This window comes from Nostocoides sp. F2B08 (genome assembly GCF_009184895.1).
GTDB lineage: Bacteria > Actinomycetota > Actinomycetes > Actinomycetales > Dermatophilaceae > F2B08.
Window position 1 is genome coordinate 392,963 of sequence record NZ_WESE01000003.1, and the last position, 15,431, is coordinate 408,393.

Annotated in this window: 13 protein-coding genes; 2 read left to right on the forward strand and 11 right to left on the reverse strand. The window is 71.0% G+C overall.

The features are described 5' to 3' along the window. Position 1: 1 nt before the first annotated feature. The gene (gene hemW / locus GA707_RS09270; RefSeq protein WP_152178125.1) at positions 2–1,246 is read right to left on the reverse strand and encodes a radical SAM family heme chaperone HemW; all 1,245 of its coding nucleotides are present in this window, start codon (positions 1,244–1,246) and stop codon (positions 2–4) included. Positions 1,247–1,856: 610 nt separating this feature from the next. Between hemW and GA707_RS09275 the strand changes: the two genes are divergently transcribed. Further along, positions 1,857–2,666: a tyrosine-protein phosphatase gene (locus GA707_RS09275; protein WP_226963665.1), complete on the forward strand. Its 810-nt coding sequence runs from the start codon at positions 1,857–1,859 to the stop codon at positions 2,664–2,666. A 368-nt stretch (positions 2,667–3,034) separates the two neighbouring features. Here GA707_RS09275 and GA707_RS09280 read toward each other — a convergent pair whose 3' ends face one another. The 5 genes from GA707_RS09280 to GA707_RS09300 all read right to left on the reverse strand — a co-directional run bounded on the left by GA707_RS09280 (position 3,035) and on the right by GA707_RS09300 (position 9,225). After that, positions 3,035–3,499 carry a hotdog fold domain-containing protein gene (locus GA707_RS09280; RefSeq protein ID WP_152178127.1) on the reverse strand — a complete coding sequence of 155 codons (465 nt, stop codon included), beginning with the start codon at positions 3,497–3,499 and terminating at the stop codon, positions 3,035–3,037. Positions 3,500–3,540: 41 nt separating this feature from the next. After that, positions 3,541–5,409, reverse strand: coding sequence for a translation elongation factor 4 (gene lepA / locus GA707_RS09285; RefSeq protein WP_152178128.1), 1,869 nt, complete (start codon positions 5,407–5,409; stop codon positions 3,541–3,543). 146 nt (positions 5,410–5,555) lie between these two features. After that, the gene (locus tag GA707_RS09290; protein WP_152178129.1) at positions 5,556–6,623 is read right to left on the reverse strand and encodes an ABC transporter ATP-binding protein; all 1,068 of its coding nucleotides are present in this window, start codon (positions 6,621–6,623) and stop codon (positions 5,556–5,558) included. After that, entirely contained in the window at positions 6,620–8,173 is a 1,554-nt protein-coding gene (locus GA707_RS09295) for an iron ABC transporter permease (protein ID WP_152178130.1), read from the reverse strand. Before GA707_RS09295 ends, GA707_RS09290 begins: the two co-directional genes overlap by 4 nt. Further along, complete coding sequence (locus GA707_RS09300) at positions 8,173–9,225, reverse strand: iron ABC transporter substrate-binding protein (protein ID WP_152178131.1); 1,053 nt, start codon at positions 9,223–9,225, stop codon at positions 8,173–8,175. The genes GA707_RS09295 and GA707_RS09300 overlap by 1 nt, the downstream gene beginning before the upstream one ends. 59 nt (positions 9,226–9,284) lie before the next feature. Here GA707_RS09300 and GA707_RS09305 point away from each other — a divergent pair, with 59 nt between their 5' ends. After that, positions 9,285–9,836, forward strand: coding sequence for a type II toxin-antitoxin system PemK/MazF family toxin (locus GA707_RS09305; protein WP_152178132.1), 552 nt, complete (start codon positions 9,285–9,287; stop codon positions 9,834–9,836). Positions 9,837–10,018: 182 nt separating this feature from the next. Here GA707_RS09305 and rpsT read toward each other — a convergent pair whose 3' ends face one another. From rpsT to GA707_RS09330, 5 genes are all read right to left on the reverse strand, one after another. Next, positions 10,019–10,279 (reverse strand): 30S ribosomal protein S20, encoded by a 261-nt coding sequence (gene rpsT, locus GA707_RS09310; protein ID WP_152178133.1) that lies wholly within the window; start codon positions 10,277–10,279, stop codon positions 10,019–10,021. 241 nt (positions 10,280–10,520) lie between these two features. Then, positions 10,521–11,471: a DNA polymerase III subunit delta gene (gene holA / locus GA707_RS09315; protein WP_226963666.1), complete on the reverse strand. Its 951-nt coding sequence runs from the start codon at positions 11,469–11,471 to the stop codon at positions 10,521–10,523. Between the two features lie 178 nt (positions 11,472–11,649). Further along, positions 11,650–13,923: an ATP-dependent DNA helicase gene (locus tag GA707_RS09320; protein ID WP_152178135.1), complete on the reverse strand. Its 2,274-nt coding sequence runs from the start codon at positions 13,921–13,923 to the stop codon at positions 11,650–11,652. A 14-nt stretch (positions 13,924–13,937) separates the two neighbouring features. After that, positions 13,938–15,017: a GNAT family N-acetyltransferase gene (locus GA707_RS09325; protein ID WP_152178136.1), complete on the reverse strand. Its 1,080-nt coding sequence runs from the start codon at positions 15,015–15,017 to the stop codon at positions 13,938–13,940. Positions 15,018–15,125: 108 nt separating this feature from the next. Beyond that, positions 15,126–15,392 (reverse strand): GlsB/YeaQ/YmgE family stress response membrane protein, encoded by a 267-nt coding sequence (locus GA707_RS09330; RefSeq protein WP_152178137.1) that lies wholly within the window; start codon positions 15,390–15,392, stop codon positions 15,126–15,128. Positions 15,393–15,431: the final 39 nt, after the last annotated feature.

Consider the following 15,431-nt stretch of genomic DNA (forward strand, 5'->3'; position numbering starts at 1 on the left):
CTCACAGCCCGAGCACGAGCCGACGCACCACGGCGTCTGCGAGCAGCCGCCCCCGCATCGACAGCACCAGCCGTCGGTCGCGCAGGGCGGCTTCGTGCTGCACCAGTCCGTCCGCGATGAGCGCCGCCACCGCACCGCGCCCCTCGGGACGCAGCGCATCGATGGGGAGACCGTCCGCCAGCCGCACCCCGAGCAGCACGGTCTCGTCGTAGACCTCGTCGGGGGTCAGGATCTCCCTGGCCGCCGCCGGCGTCGTCCCCGAGGCCAGCCGGTCCGCGTAGGCGCGGGGGTGCTTGACGTTCCACCAACGCACACCGCCGACGTGACTGTGCGCCCCTGGGCCGAAGCCCCACCAGGACCCGCCGGTCCAGTAGCCGAGGTTGTGCCGACACCGCGCGGTGTCGGAACGGGCCCAGTTGCTCACCTCGTACCAGCGCAGGCCCGAGGCGCGCAGGAGCGCGTCAGCGAGCTCGTAGCTGTCGGCGGCATCGTCCGGGTCGGGAGCGGGCAGCTCACCGCGGCGGACCTGGGTGGCGAGACGGGTGCCGTCCTCGACGATGAGCGCGTAGGCGGAGACGTGGTCGGGTTCCTGTTCGAGCGCGGTTCGGAGCGAGTGCTCCCAGTCGGCCAGGCTCTCGCCGGGCGTCCCGTAGATGAGGTCGAGGCTGACCTGCAGCCCGGCGTCCTTGGCCCACCGCACGGCCCGCCCGACCGCTGTCGGATCGTGGGTGCGGTCAAGGGTGGCCAGGACGTGCGGCACGGCGGACTGCATGCCGATCGAGATCCTGCTGACTCCCGCCTGCGCGAGGATCTCGAGTCCTTCCGGGGTGACGGAGTCGGGGTTGGCCTCGGTGGTGATCTCGATCGGTCGGCCGTGCTCACCGGGGGTGCCGAAGGCCTCGAGCAGACGCCCGACGAGACCGGCGAGCATCGGCGCCGCGAGCATGGTCGGAGTGCCGCCGCCCACGAAGACCGTCGTCAGTGGCGGCATCGCGCGCCCGCCGCGGGTGAGCACCTCCCGCGCGAGGGCGATCTCCCGCTCGACGGCGCGCACGTAGTTCGGCACGGACGCCGCGTCCCCGAGCTCCCCAGGGGTGTAGGTGTTGAAGTCGCAGTAGCCGCATCGGACCCGGCAGAACGGCACATGCAGGTATGCGCTGAACGGGTTCGCCGCCATCGCGTCCAGGGCGGTGGCGGGCAGGCTCCCGTCGGTCGGGACCGGCTCGCCGTCGGGCAGCTGAGGCATCTCGTCAGTCTCGCAGGGCAGGCGAACATCGGGCGAATGGTGGGTCTGCAAGGTCCCATCCGCCACACGGGTCACACGTCTCGGCGTGTCACGACGACACGCCGAGGGAGTCGAAAATCGTCGGGAAAATCCTCCCGGAAGCCTCTTGCGGAGCCTCGGTCGGTCGACTAGAAATATCCATACGCACTCACCTTCGGGTGAGAGCCAGAGATCGAGAAGACGATCTTCGGATCAACACCCTCGACCTCATCGTGTGGGACTTCGGTTCCACGCAGAGGGCCTCGGAAACTCATACTTTCCGAGGCCCTCACCTATGTGGGGGTGCGTGGCGGATGCGGTGTCGTTCGCCGGAACCGTCTCGTCGCGGCTACCCGAGGCGGCGGCGGATCTTGCGGCCGGGCGCGGAACTCCCCACCGGGCGCAGTTGCAGGCCGTTGGCGCAGAAATTTCCGCGGCCGGAGTGCCCAGGTCCGCCCTGAGCGCGGAAGTGCGCCACGTCAGGGACCCCCCGCGCGCCGCACCCACCGGGACCGCAGGGCGCTCCGCTGCCCGGACGCCGGGTCGCCGCCGGCCTGTCCGACCGCCCAGGACCCCCGCATACGATGACCGGGTGACCGACGAGCTGCATGCGGGACGCTGGATCGAGATCGACGGGGTCGCGAACATGCGCGACCTCGGCGGGCTCCCGACCGTCGACGGCGGCCGCACCGCGTGGCGGCGGTTGATCCGCTCCGACAACCTGCAGGACCTCTCGCCCGAGGCCGTCGACCATCTGGTGGACAGCGTCGGCGTGCGCGACATCGTCGACCTACGGAGCGAGACCGAGCTGCACCTGCTCGGCGACGGCCCCCTGCGCGTCCTCGAGACGCTCCAGCACCACCACCACTCCCTCCTCCCGGACCGTGCGTTCGCCGACCGGGTGCCCGAGCCGGAACGCGCCGACACCGGTCTCGGATCGCCGTGGAAGAAGTACGACGGCCGCCGCGACGCCCGGTTCTGGGCCGATCACTATCTCGGCTATCTGTCCGAGCGGCCGGACTCGGTCAGCGCCGCGCTCGACGTCATCGCCCGCAGCGAGGGCGCGACGATCGTCCACTGCGCCGCCGGTAAGGACCGGACCGGCACCGTCGTCGCCATGGCCCTGTCGGTGGCCGGGGTGCCCGACGAGGTCATCGTCGAGGACTACGTGCTCAGCGACGAACGGATCACTCGCATCCTCGACCGGCTGGCCTCACACCCGGTGTACGGCGAGGCGCTGAAGTCCCAGCCCGTCGACGACCAACGCCCCAAGGCCGCCTCGATGGAGGCCATCCTCACATCCGTGCGGGACGGCTTCGGTGGGGCGGAGGGCTGGCTGCGTGCCCAGGGCTGGAGCGAGGAGCAGGTCCGAACGCTGCGCCGACACCTGCGCGAGGCCTGAGCACTCCAGCGCCAGACCACCGGCAGGCCCCACGCGTCACATGCCACGCCCCTGACATACCGGCAGCACCCCGCCACACCACCGGCATGCCTACCGCGTCACATGCCACGCCCCTGACATACCGGCAGCACCCCGCCACACCACCGGCATGCCCAACGCGTCACATGCCACGCCCCTGACATACCGGCAGCCCCCCGCCACACCACCGGCATGCCTACCGCGTCACATGCCACGCCCCTGACATACCGGCAGCCCCCCGCCACACCACCGGCATGCCCAACGCGTCACATGCCACGCCCCTGACATACCGGCAGCACCCCGCCAGACCACCGGCATGCCCAACGCGTCACATGCCCGCCCGGCGCAGCTCAGCTCGATGGCCGCACGCTCACATAGACCGTGATCGAGCCCTCGACGACGACGTTCCCATCGTCGCGCACAGCCCGCACCTGCACGGCGATGTCACCGGCCTCGGTCCACAGATCCGGGTCCGACTCGGCGATGCAGAGCAGGTCACTCGTGGCCTTGGCGACGTAGGTGACCTCCATCCCCTTGGGGATCCACCGCATACCGGGCGGTGTCGTCGCCTCCGCGAGCAGCCCCATCGCCGCCTCGAGACCGTTGCAGACAGCGATGACGTGCACGGTCCCGATGTGGTTCTCGACGGCGCGGCGCTTGGGGAGGGCGACCTCCGCATACCCCCGCTCGACGGCGCGCACCGACGGGCGGATCGTCCCGAAGTACGGTGCCCGTCGGCAGACCGCCTTCGAGAACGCCCACCGACCGCCGGGCACGCGCGAGAGTCGGCGGAAGATGGTCTGCACATCTGCCATGCCGACAGGCTACGAGGCCGGTCTCGACGGCAACGGAGCCCCTACTTCTTCGCTTTGGCTCCGGTGTCGTCCGAGGAGAGCGCGGCGATGAAGGCTTCCTGGGGCACCTCGACCCGACCGACCATCTTCATCCGCTTCTTGCCCTCCTTCTGCTTCTCGAGGAGCTTGCGCTTGCGGGTGATGTCGCCGCCGTAGCACTTGGCGAGGACGTCCTTGCGGATGGCGCGGATGTTCTCGCGGGCGATGATGCGCGCGCCGATGGCCGCCTGGATCGGCACCTCGAACTGCTGGCGCGGGATGAGGTCCTTGAGTTTGCCGGCCATGGCGACGCCGTAGGCGTACGCCTTGTCCTTGTGCACGATCGCGCTGAAGGCGTCGACCTGCTCGCCCTGGAGGAGGATGTCGACCTTGACCAGGTCTGCGGTCTGGTCGCCGTCGGCCTCGTAGTCGAGCGACGCATAACCGCGGGTGCGCGACTTGAGCTGGTCGAAGAAGTCGAACACGATCTCGGCCAACGGGAGCGTGTAGCGCATCTCGACGCGCTCCTCGGACAGGTAGTCCATCCCGCGCAGAGTCCCCCGCTTGCCCTGGCAGAGCTCCATGATCGCGCCGATGAACTCGCTCGGCGCGAGGATGGTCGCGCGCACCACCGGCTCGCGGACGTCGGCGACCTTGCCGCCCGGGAACTCCGAGGGGTTGGTGACGACGATCTCCTTGCCGTCCTCCATCGTCACGTCATAGACGACGTTGGGCTGGGTCGAGATGAGGTCGAGGTTGAACTCGCGCTCGAGTCGCTCACGCACGATCTCGAGGTGGAGCAGGCCCAAGAAGCCGCAGCGGAAGCCGAAGCCCAGCGCCGCGGAGGTCTCCGGCTCGTAGACCAGGGCGGCGTCGTTGAGCTTGAGCTTGTCGAGCGCATCGCGAAGTGCCGGGTAGTCCGACCCGTCGATGGGGTACAGGCCGGAGAAGACCATCGGCTTGGGGTCGCGGTAGCCGCCGAGTTCCTGCGCCGCGGGCTTCGCGGCGTTGGTGACCGTGTCGCCGACACGGGACTGGCGCACATCCTTGACGCCGGTGATGAGGTAGCCGACCTCCCCGACGCCGAGGCCCTTGGACGGGACCGGCTCGGGCGAGATGACGCCGATCTCGAGGAGCTCATGGGTCGCCTTGGTCGACATCATCGCGATCCGCTCGCGCGGGTTCAGGTTGCCGTCGACGACCCGCACGTAGGTGACGACGCCACGGTAGGTGTCGTAGACCGAGTCGAAGATCATCGCGCGGGCGGGGGCGTCGGCGTCGCCGACGGGCGGTGGCACCTGGCGGACGATCTCGTCGAGGAGCGGCTCGACGCCCATGCCGGTCTTGCCCGACACCCGGAAGCAGTCCTCGGGCTCGCACCCGATGAGGCCGGCGAGCTCCTCGGCGTACTTCTCCGGCTGGGCCGCCGGCAGGTCGATCTTGTTGAGCACCGGGATGATCGTCAGGTCGTTCTCCATCGCCAGATAGAGATTGGCCAGGGTCTGCGCCTCGATCCCCTGGGCCGCGTCGACGAGCAGCACAGCGCCCTCGCAGGCGGCCAGCGACCGGGAGACCTCGTAGGTGAAGTCGACGTGCCCGGGCGTGTCGATCATGTTGAGGATGTATGCGTCGCTCGCCCCGGACTCCCGGGTCACCGACCACGGCATCCGGACCGCCTGGCTCTTGATCGTGATGCCCCGCTCACGCTCGATGTCCATGCGGTCGAGGTACTGGGCGCGCATCGCGCGGTCGTCGACGATCCCCGTGATCTGCAGCATGCGGTCGGCGAGGGTCGACTTGCCGTGGTCGATGTGGGCGATGATGCAGAAGTTGCGGATCGCCGAGGGCGGGGTGGCGTGCGGTTGGAGCACGGTCGAAGCGCGAGGTGACACGGGTCGGGTCAGGCCTTTGAGTGGGTCGGGGCGGGCGCTGGTCGGCGCTCGTGGGGTGGGAGCGGGTCAGGCGGTCCAGTCTCCCATGCGGCCCGAGCGGGGGCCGAATCATCCCCAGCGCCTGAGGCGCCGATCGCATCTGGGGTTCAGGGGGTGGGGAAGAAGCGGCCCGTACCCGTCACGGCGAGGCGAACCTCGTCCTCGGGCGGCAGGGCGCCGGTCGTGCGCACGATCACCCGTGGACCCGGTATGCCGTGCTCACCCTCGAGCCGGACCGCCACCGTCGCGTCGTGACCATAGTAGGTGCGCTCCTCGACATGGCCGACGACGCCGGGCTGGTCCACCCCGAGGATCCGGATCTGCTCGGGACGCAGGGTCACCGTTCCCAGTGCCTCGGAACCGTTCGCGCTCGGGCTGACCGTGTCGGCCGACAGGAGGACACAGCCGAGGGCGGTGTGGGCCTCCCGGCCGCGGACGCGGGCGGGAAGCTCGACGACCTGGCCGATGAACCGGGCGACACCGAGATCGGTGGGCCGCGCATACACGCTCTCGGGGCTCGCGTGCATCGCCACCGTGCCGTTCGTGAGCACCGCGACCGAGTCGGCCACCGAGAGGGCCTCGTCCTGGTCGTGCGTGACGAGCAAGGCGGTCGTGCCCGCGCGGCGCAGCACCCGGCGGACCTCGGCCCGCACCGACTCGCGCAGTCCGGCGTCCAGCGCGGAGAACGGTTCGTCGAGCAGCACGAGACGCGGCTCGGGTGCGAGAGCGCGGGCCAGGGCGACCCGCTGCTGCTGGCCGCCCGAGAGCTCGTGCGGGCGGCGGGACTCCATGCCGCCCAGGCCGACGAGCTCGAGGAGCTCGCCGACCCGGCTGCGCGGCTGGCGCCGGGTCAGACCGAAGGCGACGTTGGCGGCGACGTCCAGGTGGGGGAAGAGCGCCCCCTCCTGGGGAACGAGGGTCACGCCGCGCCGCTCCGGAGGGATGTGGACGCCGCGGCCCGCGACGACCTGACCGTCGATGCTCACCGTGCCGGCGTCCGGGGGGACGAACCCGGCGATCGCGCGAAGCAGGGTCGTCTTGCCGCAGCCGGAGGCGCCGACGACGGCCGTGAGGTGTCCGTCGGTCACGTCGAGGTCGAGGCCACGCAACACCTCGGTCCGCTCGGATCCGGCTCCGAACCCGACCGCGAGGCCGCGGATCATCACTTCACTCATCGGGTGGCCTGCACTCTCATCAGGATCAGCGTAGGGACAACGGCGAGGACGACCAGAGCCAGGCCGTATGGCGCCGCTGCCGCGTAGGCGGCGACGCCGGTCTCGGTCCACAGGCTCGTCGCGAGGGTGGTCGACCCCGTGGGCTGAAGGAGCAGCGTCGCCGGCAGCTCCTTCATGACTGTGAGAAGGACGAGCGCCGCCCCGGCTGCGATCCCGGGTGCGGCCAGGGGCAGGGTGACCTGCCGCAGCACCTGGCCACGCGTCTTGCCGAGACTGCGGGCGACCTCTTCGACCCGCGGGCTGCTCATCGCGACCGAGGACCGGACCGCGGCGACGGCGGCGGGCAGGAAGAGGACCGCGTAGGCGAGCACGAGGAGCGGTGTCTCCTGGTAGATCGGCGTGGCGAACCGGATCCCGAAGAAGACGAGCGCGAGGGCGACGACGATGCCCGGGAGGGCGTGTCCGGCGAAGGTCGCGTGCTCGAGGAAGCGGACCAGGCCGCTGCGGTAGCGGGCGGCGAGAATGCCGACGGGGATCGCCAGCGCGACGCAGGCGAGGGTGCCGAGCACCGCGAACCACGCGGTCGTCACCGCGCTCTCGACGAGGCGTCCGACGTCGACCCCGCTGGAGAGGCCGGTGGCCGACCAGTACAGCAGCGAGGTGATCGGGAAGACGAGCGCGACCGCGAGGATGACGGTGGTCAGGGGTCCGGCGAGCCAGGCCCACCGGCCGAGGCGGATCGTGCTCGGGCGCCGGGCCACTCCCCCACCGACGCGCACCTGCTCCGAGCTCGCGCGCATCCGGGACTCGGTCACCGTGATGGTCACGGTGAGCAGGACGAGGAGCAGGCCCAGGATCGCGGCGGGCGTGCGGTCGAAGCTCGAGCGGTAGGACGTGTGGATGACGCGTGTGAAGACGTCGTAGCGGAGGAGGGAGACCGCGCCGAAGTCGCTCAGCGTGTAGAGCGCGACGAGCAGGGCGCCTCCGGCGGCGGCGGGGCGGACCTGGCGGGCGGTCACGGACCAGAAGGCCTGCCACGGGGTTCGGCCCAGGCCGCGCGCGACCTCCTCGGTCGCGGGGTCGATCCCGCGCATGGCTGCGACGACCGGGAGGTAGACATACGGGTAGCAGCTCGCGGTGAGCACGAGGAACGCTCCGACGAAGCCGCTGACGTCCACCGGCGAGGAGACCCACGCGAAGGCGGCGATGTACGAGGGGATCGCCAGCGGCAAGGCCGCGAGGACACCGATCACGGTGCGACCGGGGAGGTCGCTGCGGACGACGAGGAAGGCGAAGAGCAGTCCCAGCAGGATGCTGGCCGCCGTCACCGCGAAGGTCAGGGCCAGGCTGCGGCCGACGAGGAGGGCGGTGCGCTCGCGCACGATGACCTCGACGACGCGGCCAGGACCGGACTCGAAGGCCCGCACGGCGAGGTAGGCGATCGGCAGCAGCGCGACGGCGGCAGCGACGAGCCCCGGGATCGCGAGGAACCCCGGGGGCCTGCCGCTGCGGCGCAGCCGTCGTGGTGCGACCGCCGACCTGTCGTGCATCAGGTGAGGCCGACCTCCTCGAGGAGGGCGAGGGTCTCGGCGAGGGAGTCGAGCTGGTTGAGGTCGACGCTGCTTCCCTGGAGCTCGGCCAGCGGCGTCAGGCCCTCCTTGAGCTCGATGCCGTCGACCACCGGGTACTCGGAGGTCTCGTCGGTGAAGTACTGCTGGCCCTCCTCGGACAGCATGTACTCGATGATGCTCGCGGCACCCTCGCTCTGCTCGGAGCCTTCGAGGATGCCGGCTCCGGCGACGTTGATCAGGGCGCCGGGGTCGTCGCTGTTCAGGAAATGGATCTGCGCGGTGATGCTGTCGAGGCCCACCTCGTCGGCCTTCTCGAACCAGTAGTAGTGGTTGATCAGCCCGAGGGCGACCTCCCCGTTGTCGACGGCGTCCAGGATGAGGCCGTTGCGCTCGTAGATCCGCGGCTCGTTCTCCTGCAGCCGGGTCAGCCAGTCGCGCGCACCGTCCTCGCCACGGTCCACGCGCAGGGCGGTGACGAAGGACTGGAACGAGGCGTTCGTCGGCGCGATGCCGATCTGGCCGCGGTACTGCGGGTCGAGGATCTCGTCGATCGAGGTCATCTCGGCGACCTCGGGCGCGAGGTCGGGGTTGTAGGCGATGACGCGCGCGCGGGCCGAGGTGGCGACCCAGTGGCCTTCCTCGTCGGCGTACCCGTCGATGACCGCCCCGGTCAGCGACTCATCGAGGGTGGCGAGCCGACCCTCGTTGGCGAGGGCGCCGAGGGCGCCGGCGTCCTGGCTGAAGAAGAGGTCGGCCTCGGTGCGCTCTCCCTCCTCGAGGAGCTGGGCCGCGAGCTCGGCGGAGTCGCCGTAGCGGACCTCGACCGGGGTGCCCGTGGCCTCCTCGAGCTGCTCGAGCAGAGGGCCGACGAGGTTCTCGTTGCGGCCGGAGTAGATCGTCACGACATCGCCGTCGGCGGCGGAGCCGTCGCCGCCGTCAGCGGAGCCGTCGGTGCTGTCGGAACCGCCGCACGCGGTCAGGGTCAGTGCGGCGACGGCGGCTATGGCGAGGGATCGGGCTCTCAACGTCATGGCGAGGACAATACTTAGGGGAGCCTTACCTCACAAGTCGCCACGTAGGATGTTCCTCCATGGCGAACACCTTGCTGCGCTCGATCCTCGGAACCGTGCAGCGTGAGGTCGACCGCGCCCTGCGTCGGCAGGCGCGCACCAGCGGTCGTCCGCGCCCGGTGCCCACGGCGCCCTCACCCGCGCGGGGGCGTGCAGCGGAGCCGTCCGCCGGCTATCCCGGAGACTTCCGGGGGCGGGTGGAGATCGCGTATGCACCGCATCCCGACGGGGAGCCCGACCCCGGCGAGATCGTGTGGGCGTGGGTGCCCTATGAGGAGGATCACAGCCAGGGCAAGGACCGCCCGGTCCTGCTCATCGGACGCGACGGGCCGTGGCTGCTCGCCCTGCAGATGACCAGCCGCGACCACGACCGCGACGAGGCGCAAGAACGGCGGGCCGGCCGGATCTGGGTCGACATCGGCTCCGGGGCCTGGGACCGGCAGGGCCGTCCCAGCGAGGTGCGCGTCAATCGCGTCCTCCGCATCGACCCCGACCGAATTCGCCGCGAGGGCGCCGTCCTGGCGCGGGACCGTTTCGACGCGGTCGCGGAGGGTGTCCTTCGGCACGCCTGATCCCGCCCGACGCTGGCGAGGGACGGCCTAGCGGTGGATATCGAGGCCGGTGACCACCGCATACCCGTCCGTCGCGATCGGGCACGGTCGAATCCGGGCGACGATCGGTATGCGCGGGAGACGCCGCAGGCCGGTCACCCGTGTGGGTGACCGGCCTGAGTCGAACCGAAGGCTGAGGAGCCTCAGAGCTGAGCGGCCCGCTTCGCCATGGCCGACTTCTTGTTGGCGGCCTGGTTCTTGTGGATGACGCCCTTGCTCACGGCCTTGTCGAGCTTCTTGCTCGCGGTCGCGAGGTGCTCGCGCGCCTCGTCGGCCTTTCCGGCGTCGGCAGCCTCGCGGAACTTGCGGATCCAGGTCCGCACCTCGCTCTTGACGGCCTTGTTCCGCTCCGTCGCCGTGCGGTTGGTCTTGATCCGCTTCAGCTGGGACTTGATGTTTGCCACTGGTGATCGTTCGCTTTCGTCGTGTTTTCGGACCCCGAGGGGCCCCGCCAATGAAGGCATTGCCGTAGAGGGCGGCAGGAGCAACCGTGGGACACCGGCGTGGGGCACCGTCGTTGAATCGGCTGCTCAGGTTGTGCTGCTGGTCGTACTCGAGTCGTGCTGCGCGCGCCGACGACCTGACGGCGCACACGCGACAAATAAATCTAGCAGCGGCGGTGGGCACCGGCCAAAACGCGCGCCATCAGTGCCTTCGCCGCTCGCGCGTGATCGTCAGGACGGCTCGCTCGACGGCGTACTCGGGGTCACGGCCGCCGCCCTTGACCTCGAAGTCGGCCGCAGCGACGGCCTGGATGCTGCGACCGAGCCCCTCGCTGTCCCACCCGCCGAGCACGCGTCGGGCCTTGTCCACCTGCCACGGCGCCAGCCCGACCTGACGGGCGATGTCGGCGCTGCGCCCCCGACCGGCCGCGTCGACCTTGACGAGCTGGCGCAGCTGAGAGGCCAGGACCGCGACGATGGGCACCGGGTCGACCCCCACCGCGAAGGCGTGACGCAGCAGGCGGAGCGCCTCCCCGGTGTTCCCGGCGACCGCGGCATCGGCGACGCGGAAGCCGGTCGCCTCGACCTTGCCCGCGTGGTACGTCGTCACGAGATCGAGGTCGATGACGCCGTGGGTGTCGGAGATCAGCTGCTGACACGCCGCCGCGAGCTCGCGCAGGTCCTTGCCGACGGCGTCGACCAAGGCGTGCACGGCGTCGGGGCGGGCGGTGCGCCCGGCCGCTGACAGCTCGGCGAGGACGAACTCGCTCTTGTCCCTGTCAGACTTGATGGCCGGGGCGTCGACCGTCTCGGCGCCCGCCTTCTTCAACGCGTCGAGGATGCGCTTGGCGCGCTGGCCACCCTTGTGCGTGACGACGAGCGCGACGTCGGGAGCAGGTGCGGAGAGGTAGGTGTCGAGGTCGGTGACGAGGTCGTCGACCGCCTCGTCCAGGTCGCGCACAAGGATGAGCTTGTCCCCGCCGAACAACGACGGACTGGCCTGAAGGGTCAGCTCCCCAGCCGTGTAGGTTGTGGCGGCGATCCGGATCACCTCGAGGTCCTCGGCGCTCTCGCGGGCCGAGCGCAGCACGCGGTCGACCGCACGGTCGATGAGCAGCGTCTCGGGGCCGGCGATGAGGACGAGGTTGCTCACCAGCACAGCCTGCCACGAGACTCCGACACCGCACCCGGCACGATGTGCTCGCGCCTCACGTTTCTCTCCCCAACCGACAAACAGCTGGTTCACCACGGTTACTTTGCGGGGTGAACCATCCGTTGGCGTGGTGAAGTGGCTCGAGACGGTGCCCCGACGAGATCTACCCCGGCCACTCTCACTCGAAGGCGAAGCTCTCCTGGTCGTCGGACACGGTGAGGCCGAGTGCGGCGATCCGGGCGGTGACGACCTCCACGGACTTCTCGAGCTGGTCGGCGATCGTCGGCACGTCCAGGCCGAGGTCGAGGCCGTCGACGAGCTCCTCGTCCTCCTGCTCGCTCCAGCCCTCGCCGAGGGTGACCGCCGTCCGCGACCCGGTGGGCGGCGGAGGCGGATCCGCTGGAGGCGCCGCCGCGGCAGCCTGCGCTCCCGGCGTCGTCACAGCGGCCTTCGGCAGGACGCTGCGGCCGCTCAGGGTCCGAGGCGGCGGCTCGTGGACCGGCAGCGGTTCGGGTGCCGACTCGTCGAGGCGGCGCAGGGCACCGACGACGAGAGCCTGGTCGGTCGTCGGGAAGAAGGGCGGCAGGGACCGCTGGAGGAACCCGGCATAGCGCGCCGTCATCATCCTGTTGTCGAGGAACGCGACGATCCCCCGGTCGTCCGCGCGGCGGATGAGTCGGCCGGCGCCCTGGGCCAGGCGGAGCGCCGCATGCGGGGCCGAGACGGACATGAAGCCGTTCCCGCCGCGTTCGGCGATGGCCTGGGAGCGGGCCGACGTGATCGGGTCGTCCGGACGCGGGAACGGGATCCGGTCGATGATGACGAGCTGGCACGACGAGCCCGGCACGTCCACCCCCTGCCACAGGGTGAGCGTGCCGAACAGGCACACGGTCGGCTCCTTGGCGAAGGCCCGCACGAGGGTCGTCATCTGGTCCTCGCCCTGGCACAGCACCGTGATGCCGCTCGGGTCGCCGTCGAACCGGGCGCGCATGACCTCGGCGGCCTGCCTCGCTGCCCGCATCGACGAGAAGAGACCGAGTGTCCGTCCGCGGGCGGCGCGCACGAGCAGCTCGATCTCGTCGAGAAACGCGTCCGGCAGACCGTCGCGACCCGGCGGCGGCAGGTGGGCGGCGACGTAGGCGATCGCCTGCTGGCGGTAGTCGAACGGCGAGCCGACGTCGAGCCCCTGCCAGCGCGGGGAGCCCTCCCCACGCAGTCCCATCGTGCCCGCGACGGTGTCGAAGGATCCGCCGAGCTCGAGGGTCGCCGAGGTGAGCACCACGGTCCGGTCGGTGAACAGCTTGTCGCGGAGCAGCAGCGCGACGCTCATCGGCGCCACATGGAGCACCCGCCCGCGCCACTGGTCGTCGGTCGTCCAGGCGACGTCGAGCTCGCGCTCCTCGAGCACGCGGGCGGCGACGTCGAAGAGCTCGTCGAGGGCGGCCATCGCGACCTGGCGGGCGCCGTCGATCTCGCGGGCGTCGTCGGGCTTGATCTCGCTCAAGGCCGAGCGAGCCGCATCACGCACCTGACCGAGGGCGAGCGCCAGCGCATCCGGTATGCCGGTGAGACGGCCGTCGGCAACGGCCTCGAGGGCGGTGGTCAGGGTCTCGGCCGCGTCGTCGAGCCGTTCGGAGGACTCGAGCAGGCGTCCGGCTCGCTTCGCGGCCCCCCGGACCGCGCCCGGCCAGAGCTCGTCTGTCACGGTGGAGGTGACCCGGTCGACCAGCTCATGCCCCTCGTCGATGACGAGGACATCGTGCTCGGGCAGCATCTGCCGGCCCTCGAACGCGTCGATCGCCATGAACGAGTGGTTGGTGACGACGACGTCGACGTCGCGGGCGGCGGCGCGCGCGAGCTCGACGAAGCACTCGGTCACCATCGGGCAGCGCTGTCCGAGGCACTCCTCGGCGGAGACCGAGTGGGCCCGCCAGACCCGGTCGCTCACGCCGGGCACGAGGTCGTCGCGGTCGCCGGTCTCGGTCTCGTCGGCCCACTCGCGCACCCGTCGCGCCTCGGCCTCGCGAGCGGACAGGGACGAGTCGACGCGGTCGGCGCCGAAGAGCAGGTCCTCATCGTCGGGGAACCCGCCGGCGAGCTTGTTCTTGCAGAGGTAGTTGCGCCGCCCCTTGACGATGGCGAAGGTCGGCCGCCGCCCGACGAGCGGGGTCAGGGCCGCCGCGAGACGTGGCAAGTCGCGATCGACGATCTGTCCCTGCAGCGCGATCGTCGCGGTCGCCACGACGACGGGGCGCCCGGTCTCGACGGCGTGCGCGATCGCCGGGACGAGGTAGGCCAGCGACTTGCCCGTGCCGGTGCCGGCCTGCACGAGCAGATGCTCGCCGGTCTCGACGGCCTCGGCGACCGCATGCGCCATGCGGACCTGCCCAGGACGCTCCGTGCCACCGAGCTCGGCGACCGCGGCGTGGAGGAGGTCGTCGAGCTCGAGCATCCCCCCACCCTAGGTCACCCCTCGGACAGCTCCACCGGTTCTCCACAGAGCCGCCGCGCCATGAGGATGTCGTCACGGTCGTCGCCGGGCGCGACCCGGATGCCCCCCTCGATCCGACCCACCTCGCGGTACCCGCACCGCTCGTAGAACCGCTCGAGCCCGAGCCCTCCGCGCACTGTCAGCGTCGCGATCTCGACCCCATCGGCCCGGGCGGCCCGGTGCATCGCGGCCATGAGGATCCGTCCGAGGTTCCGCCCGCGCTTGTCCGGATCGGTCATGACGCGGTATGCGGTGCGCCGGTGGGCGAGCAGCGCCGCCGGATCGCGCACCCACCACCCCACGGCCGCCACCGTGGGATCGCCGGGGGCGTCCGGGTCGCGGACGACGACGGCGGTCGCGCGGCCGTCACGCATCTGCTGCTCGTGCGCCTCGAGTGCGGCGGCGTGGTCGGCCCGGGTATCGGTGGGCACGAAGCCGACGGCGCCACCGGCGGCCGTGACCCGGCACCACAGGTCGAGGACGTCGGCTCGCAGGGCTGCGCCGAACCCGTTCTCGCCGTGCACCTCGATGCGCGGCGCGCGGAGGAGGACCGACGGCGCGTCGCCGACCGGGTCGCCGTCGGCGAGCCGGGTCCCGGCTCGCCCCAAGCCGGCCGTCAGGGCGGTCCGCACCGAGGCGACATTGTGCTCCTTGGCGACCGCGGTGACGGTGCCGTCGAGGTGCTCGACGCCCGCTGCGACCCAGGCGCGGGAGGCCTCACGCGCATACCCCTCGCCCTGCGCGGCGCCGCTGAAGCGGTAGTACAGGTTCAGCTCTCCCCCGCGCTCGGACCGCAGCCCGCCCACGCCGATCGGCTCGGTGGTCTTCTCGACGCGCCGCTCGACGACGTGGTAGCCGAAGCCGTGCTCGTCCCAGTGCGCCCGCACCTGGTCGAAGAGCTCGCCGGCCGCGGCGTCGCTCGGGGCGAGCGCCCAGGGGGCGTGACGGTACAGGGTCGGGTCGCGGTGCAGCCGCACCCACAGGGCCCGGTCGCGGTCCACGGGCGCACGGATGACGAGGCGCTCGGTCGTCAGCTCCCGCGGATAGGTGGACACAGGCGGGATCCTACGGTCGGGGTGCCCGAGCAGACGAAAGGGGCCGGCGCGCGCGCCGGCCCCTTCCGATGTCGTGCTGGTCCGACGTGAGACGTCGGATGGGTGCGATCAGGTGCCCCTCGGGCGGTTCCGGATCGCGAGGTAGGCCGAGATGAAGACGATCGCGAGGATGATCGAGATGATCCACCGGATCCAGTCGATGCCGGCGGTGTCGTCGACCCCGAACAGACCCGCGACGAAGGTGCCTGCGAGCGCACCGAGCGCACCGAGGATGATCGTCCACAGGACACCGAGGTTCTGGTCGCCCTTCATGAACAGCCGGGCGAGCGCGCCGATGATGGCGCCCGCGATGATGATGCCGATGATTTCACCCATCGTCGGGTCTCCTTTCGAGTGACCACCGCCGGTCGATGT

What these genes read in the sequence shown, in the direction of transcription:
- hemW (WP_152178125.1), bottom strand. Translation starts at nt 1,246, where the DNA reads ATGCCTCAGCTGCCCGACGGCGAGCCGGTCCCGACCGACGGGAGCCTG.
- GA707_RS09280 (WP_152178127.1), bottom strand. Translation starts at nt 3,499, where the DNA reads ATGGCAGATGTGCAGACCATCTTCCGCCGACTCTCGCGCGTGCCCGGC.
- GA707_RS09290 (WP_152178129.1), bottom strand. Translation starts at nt 6,623, where the DNA reads ATGAGTGAAGTGATGATCCGCGGCCTCGCGGTCGGGTTCGGAGCCGGA.
- GA707_RS09295 (WP_152178130.1), bottom strand. Translation starts at nt 8,173, where the DNA reads ATGCACGACAGGTCGGCGGTCGCACCACGACGGCTGCGCCGCAGCGGC.
- GA707_RS09300 (WP_152178131.1), bottom strand. Translation starts at nt 9,225, where the DNA reads ATGACGTTGAGAGCCCGATCCCTCGCCATAGCCGCCGTCGCCGCACTG.
- GA707_RS09305 (WP_152178132.1), top strand. Translation starts at nt 9,285, where the DNA reads ATGGCGAACACCTTGCTGCGCTCGATCCTCGGAACCGTGCAGCGTGAG.
- GA707_RS09320 (WP_152178135.1), bottom strand. Translation starts at nt 13,923, where the DNA reads ATGCTCGAGCTCGACGACCTCCTCCACGCCGCGGTCGCCGAGCTCGGT.
- GA707_RS09330 (WP_152178137.1), bottom strand. Translation starts at nt 15,392, where the DNA reads ATGGGTGAAATCATCGGCATCATCATCGCGGGCGCCATCATCGGCGCG.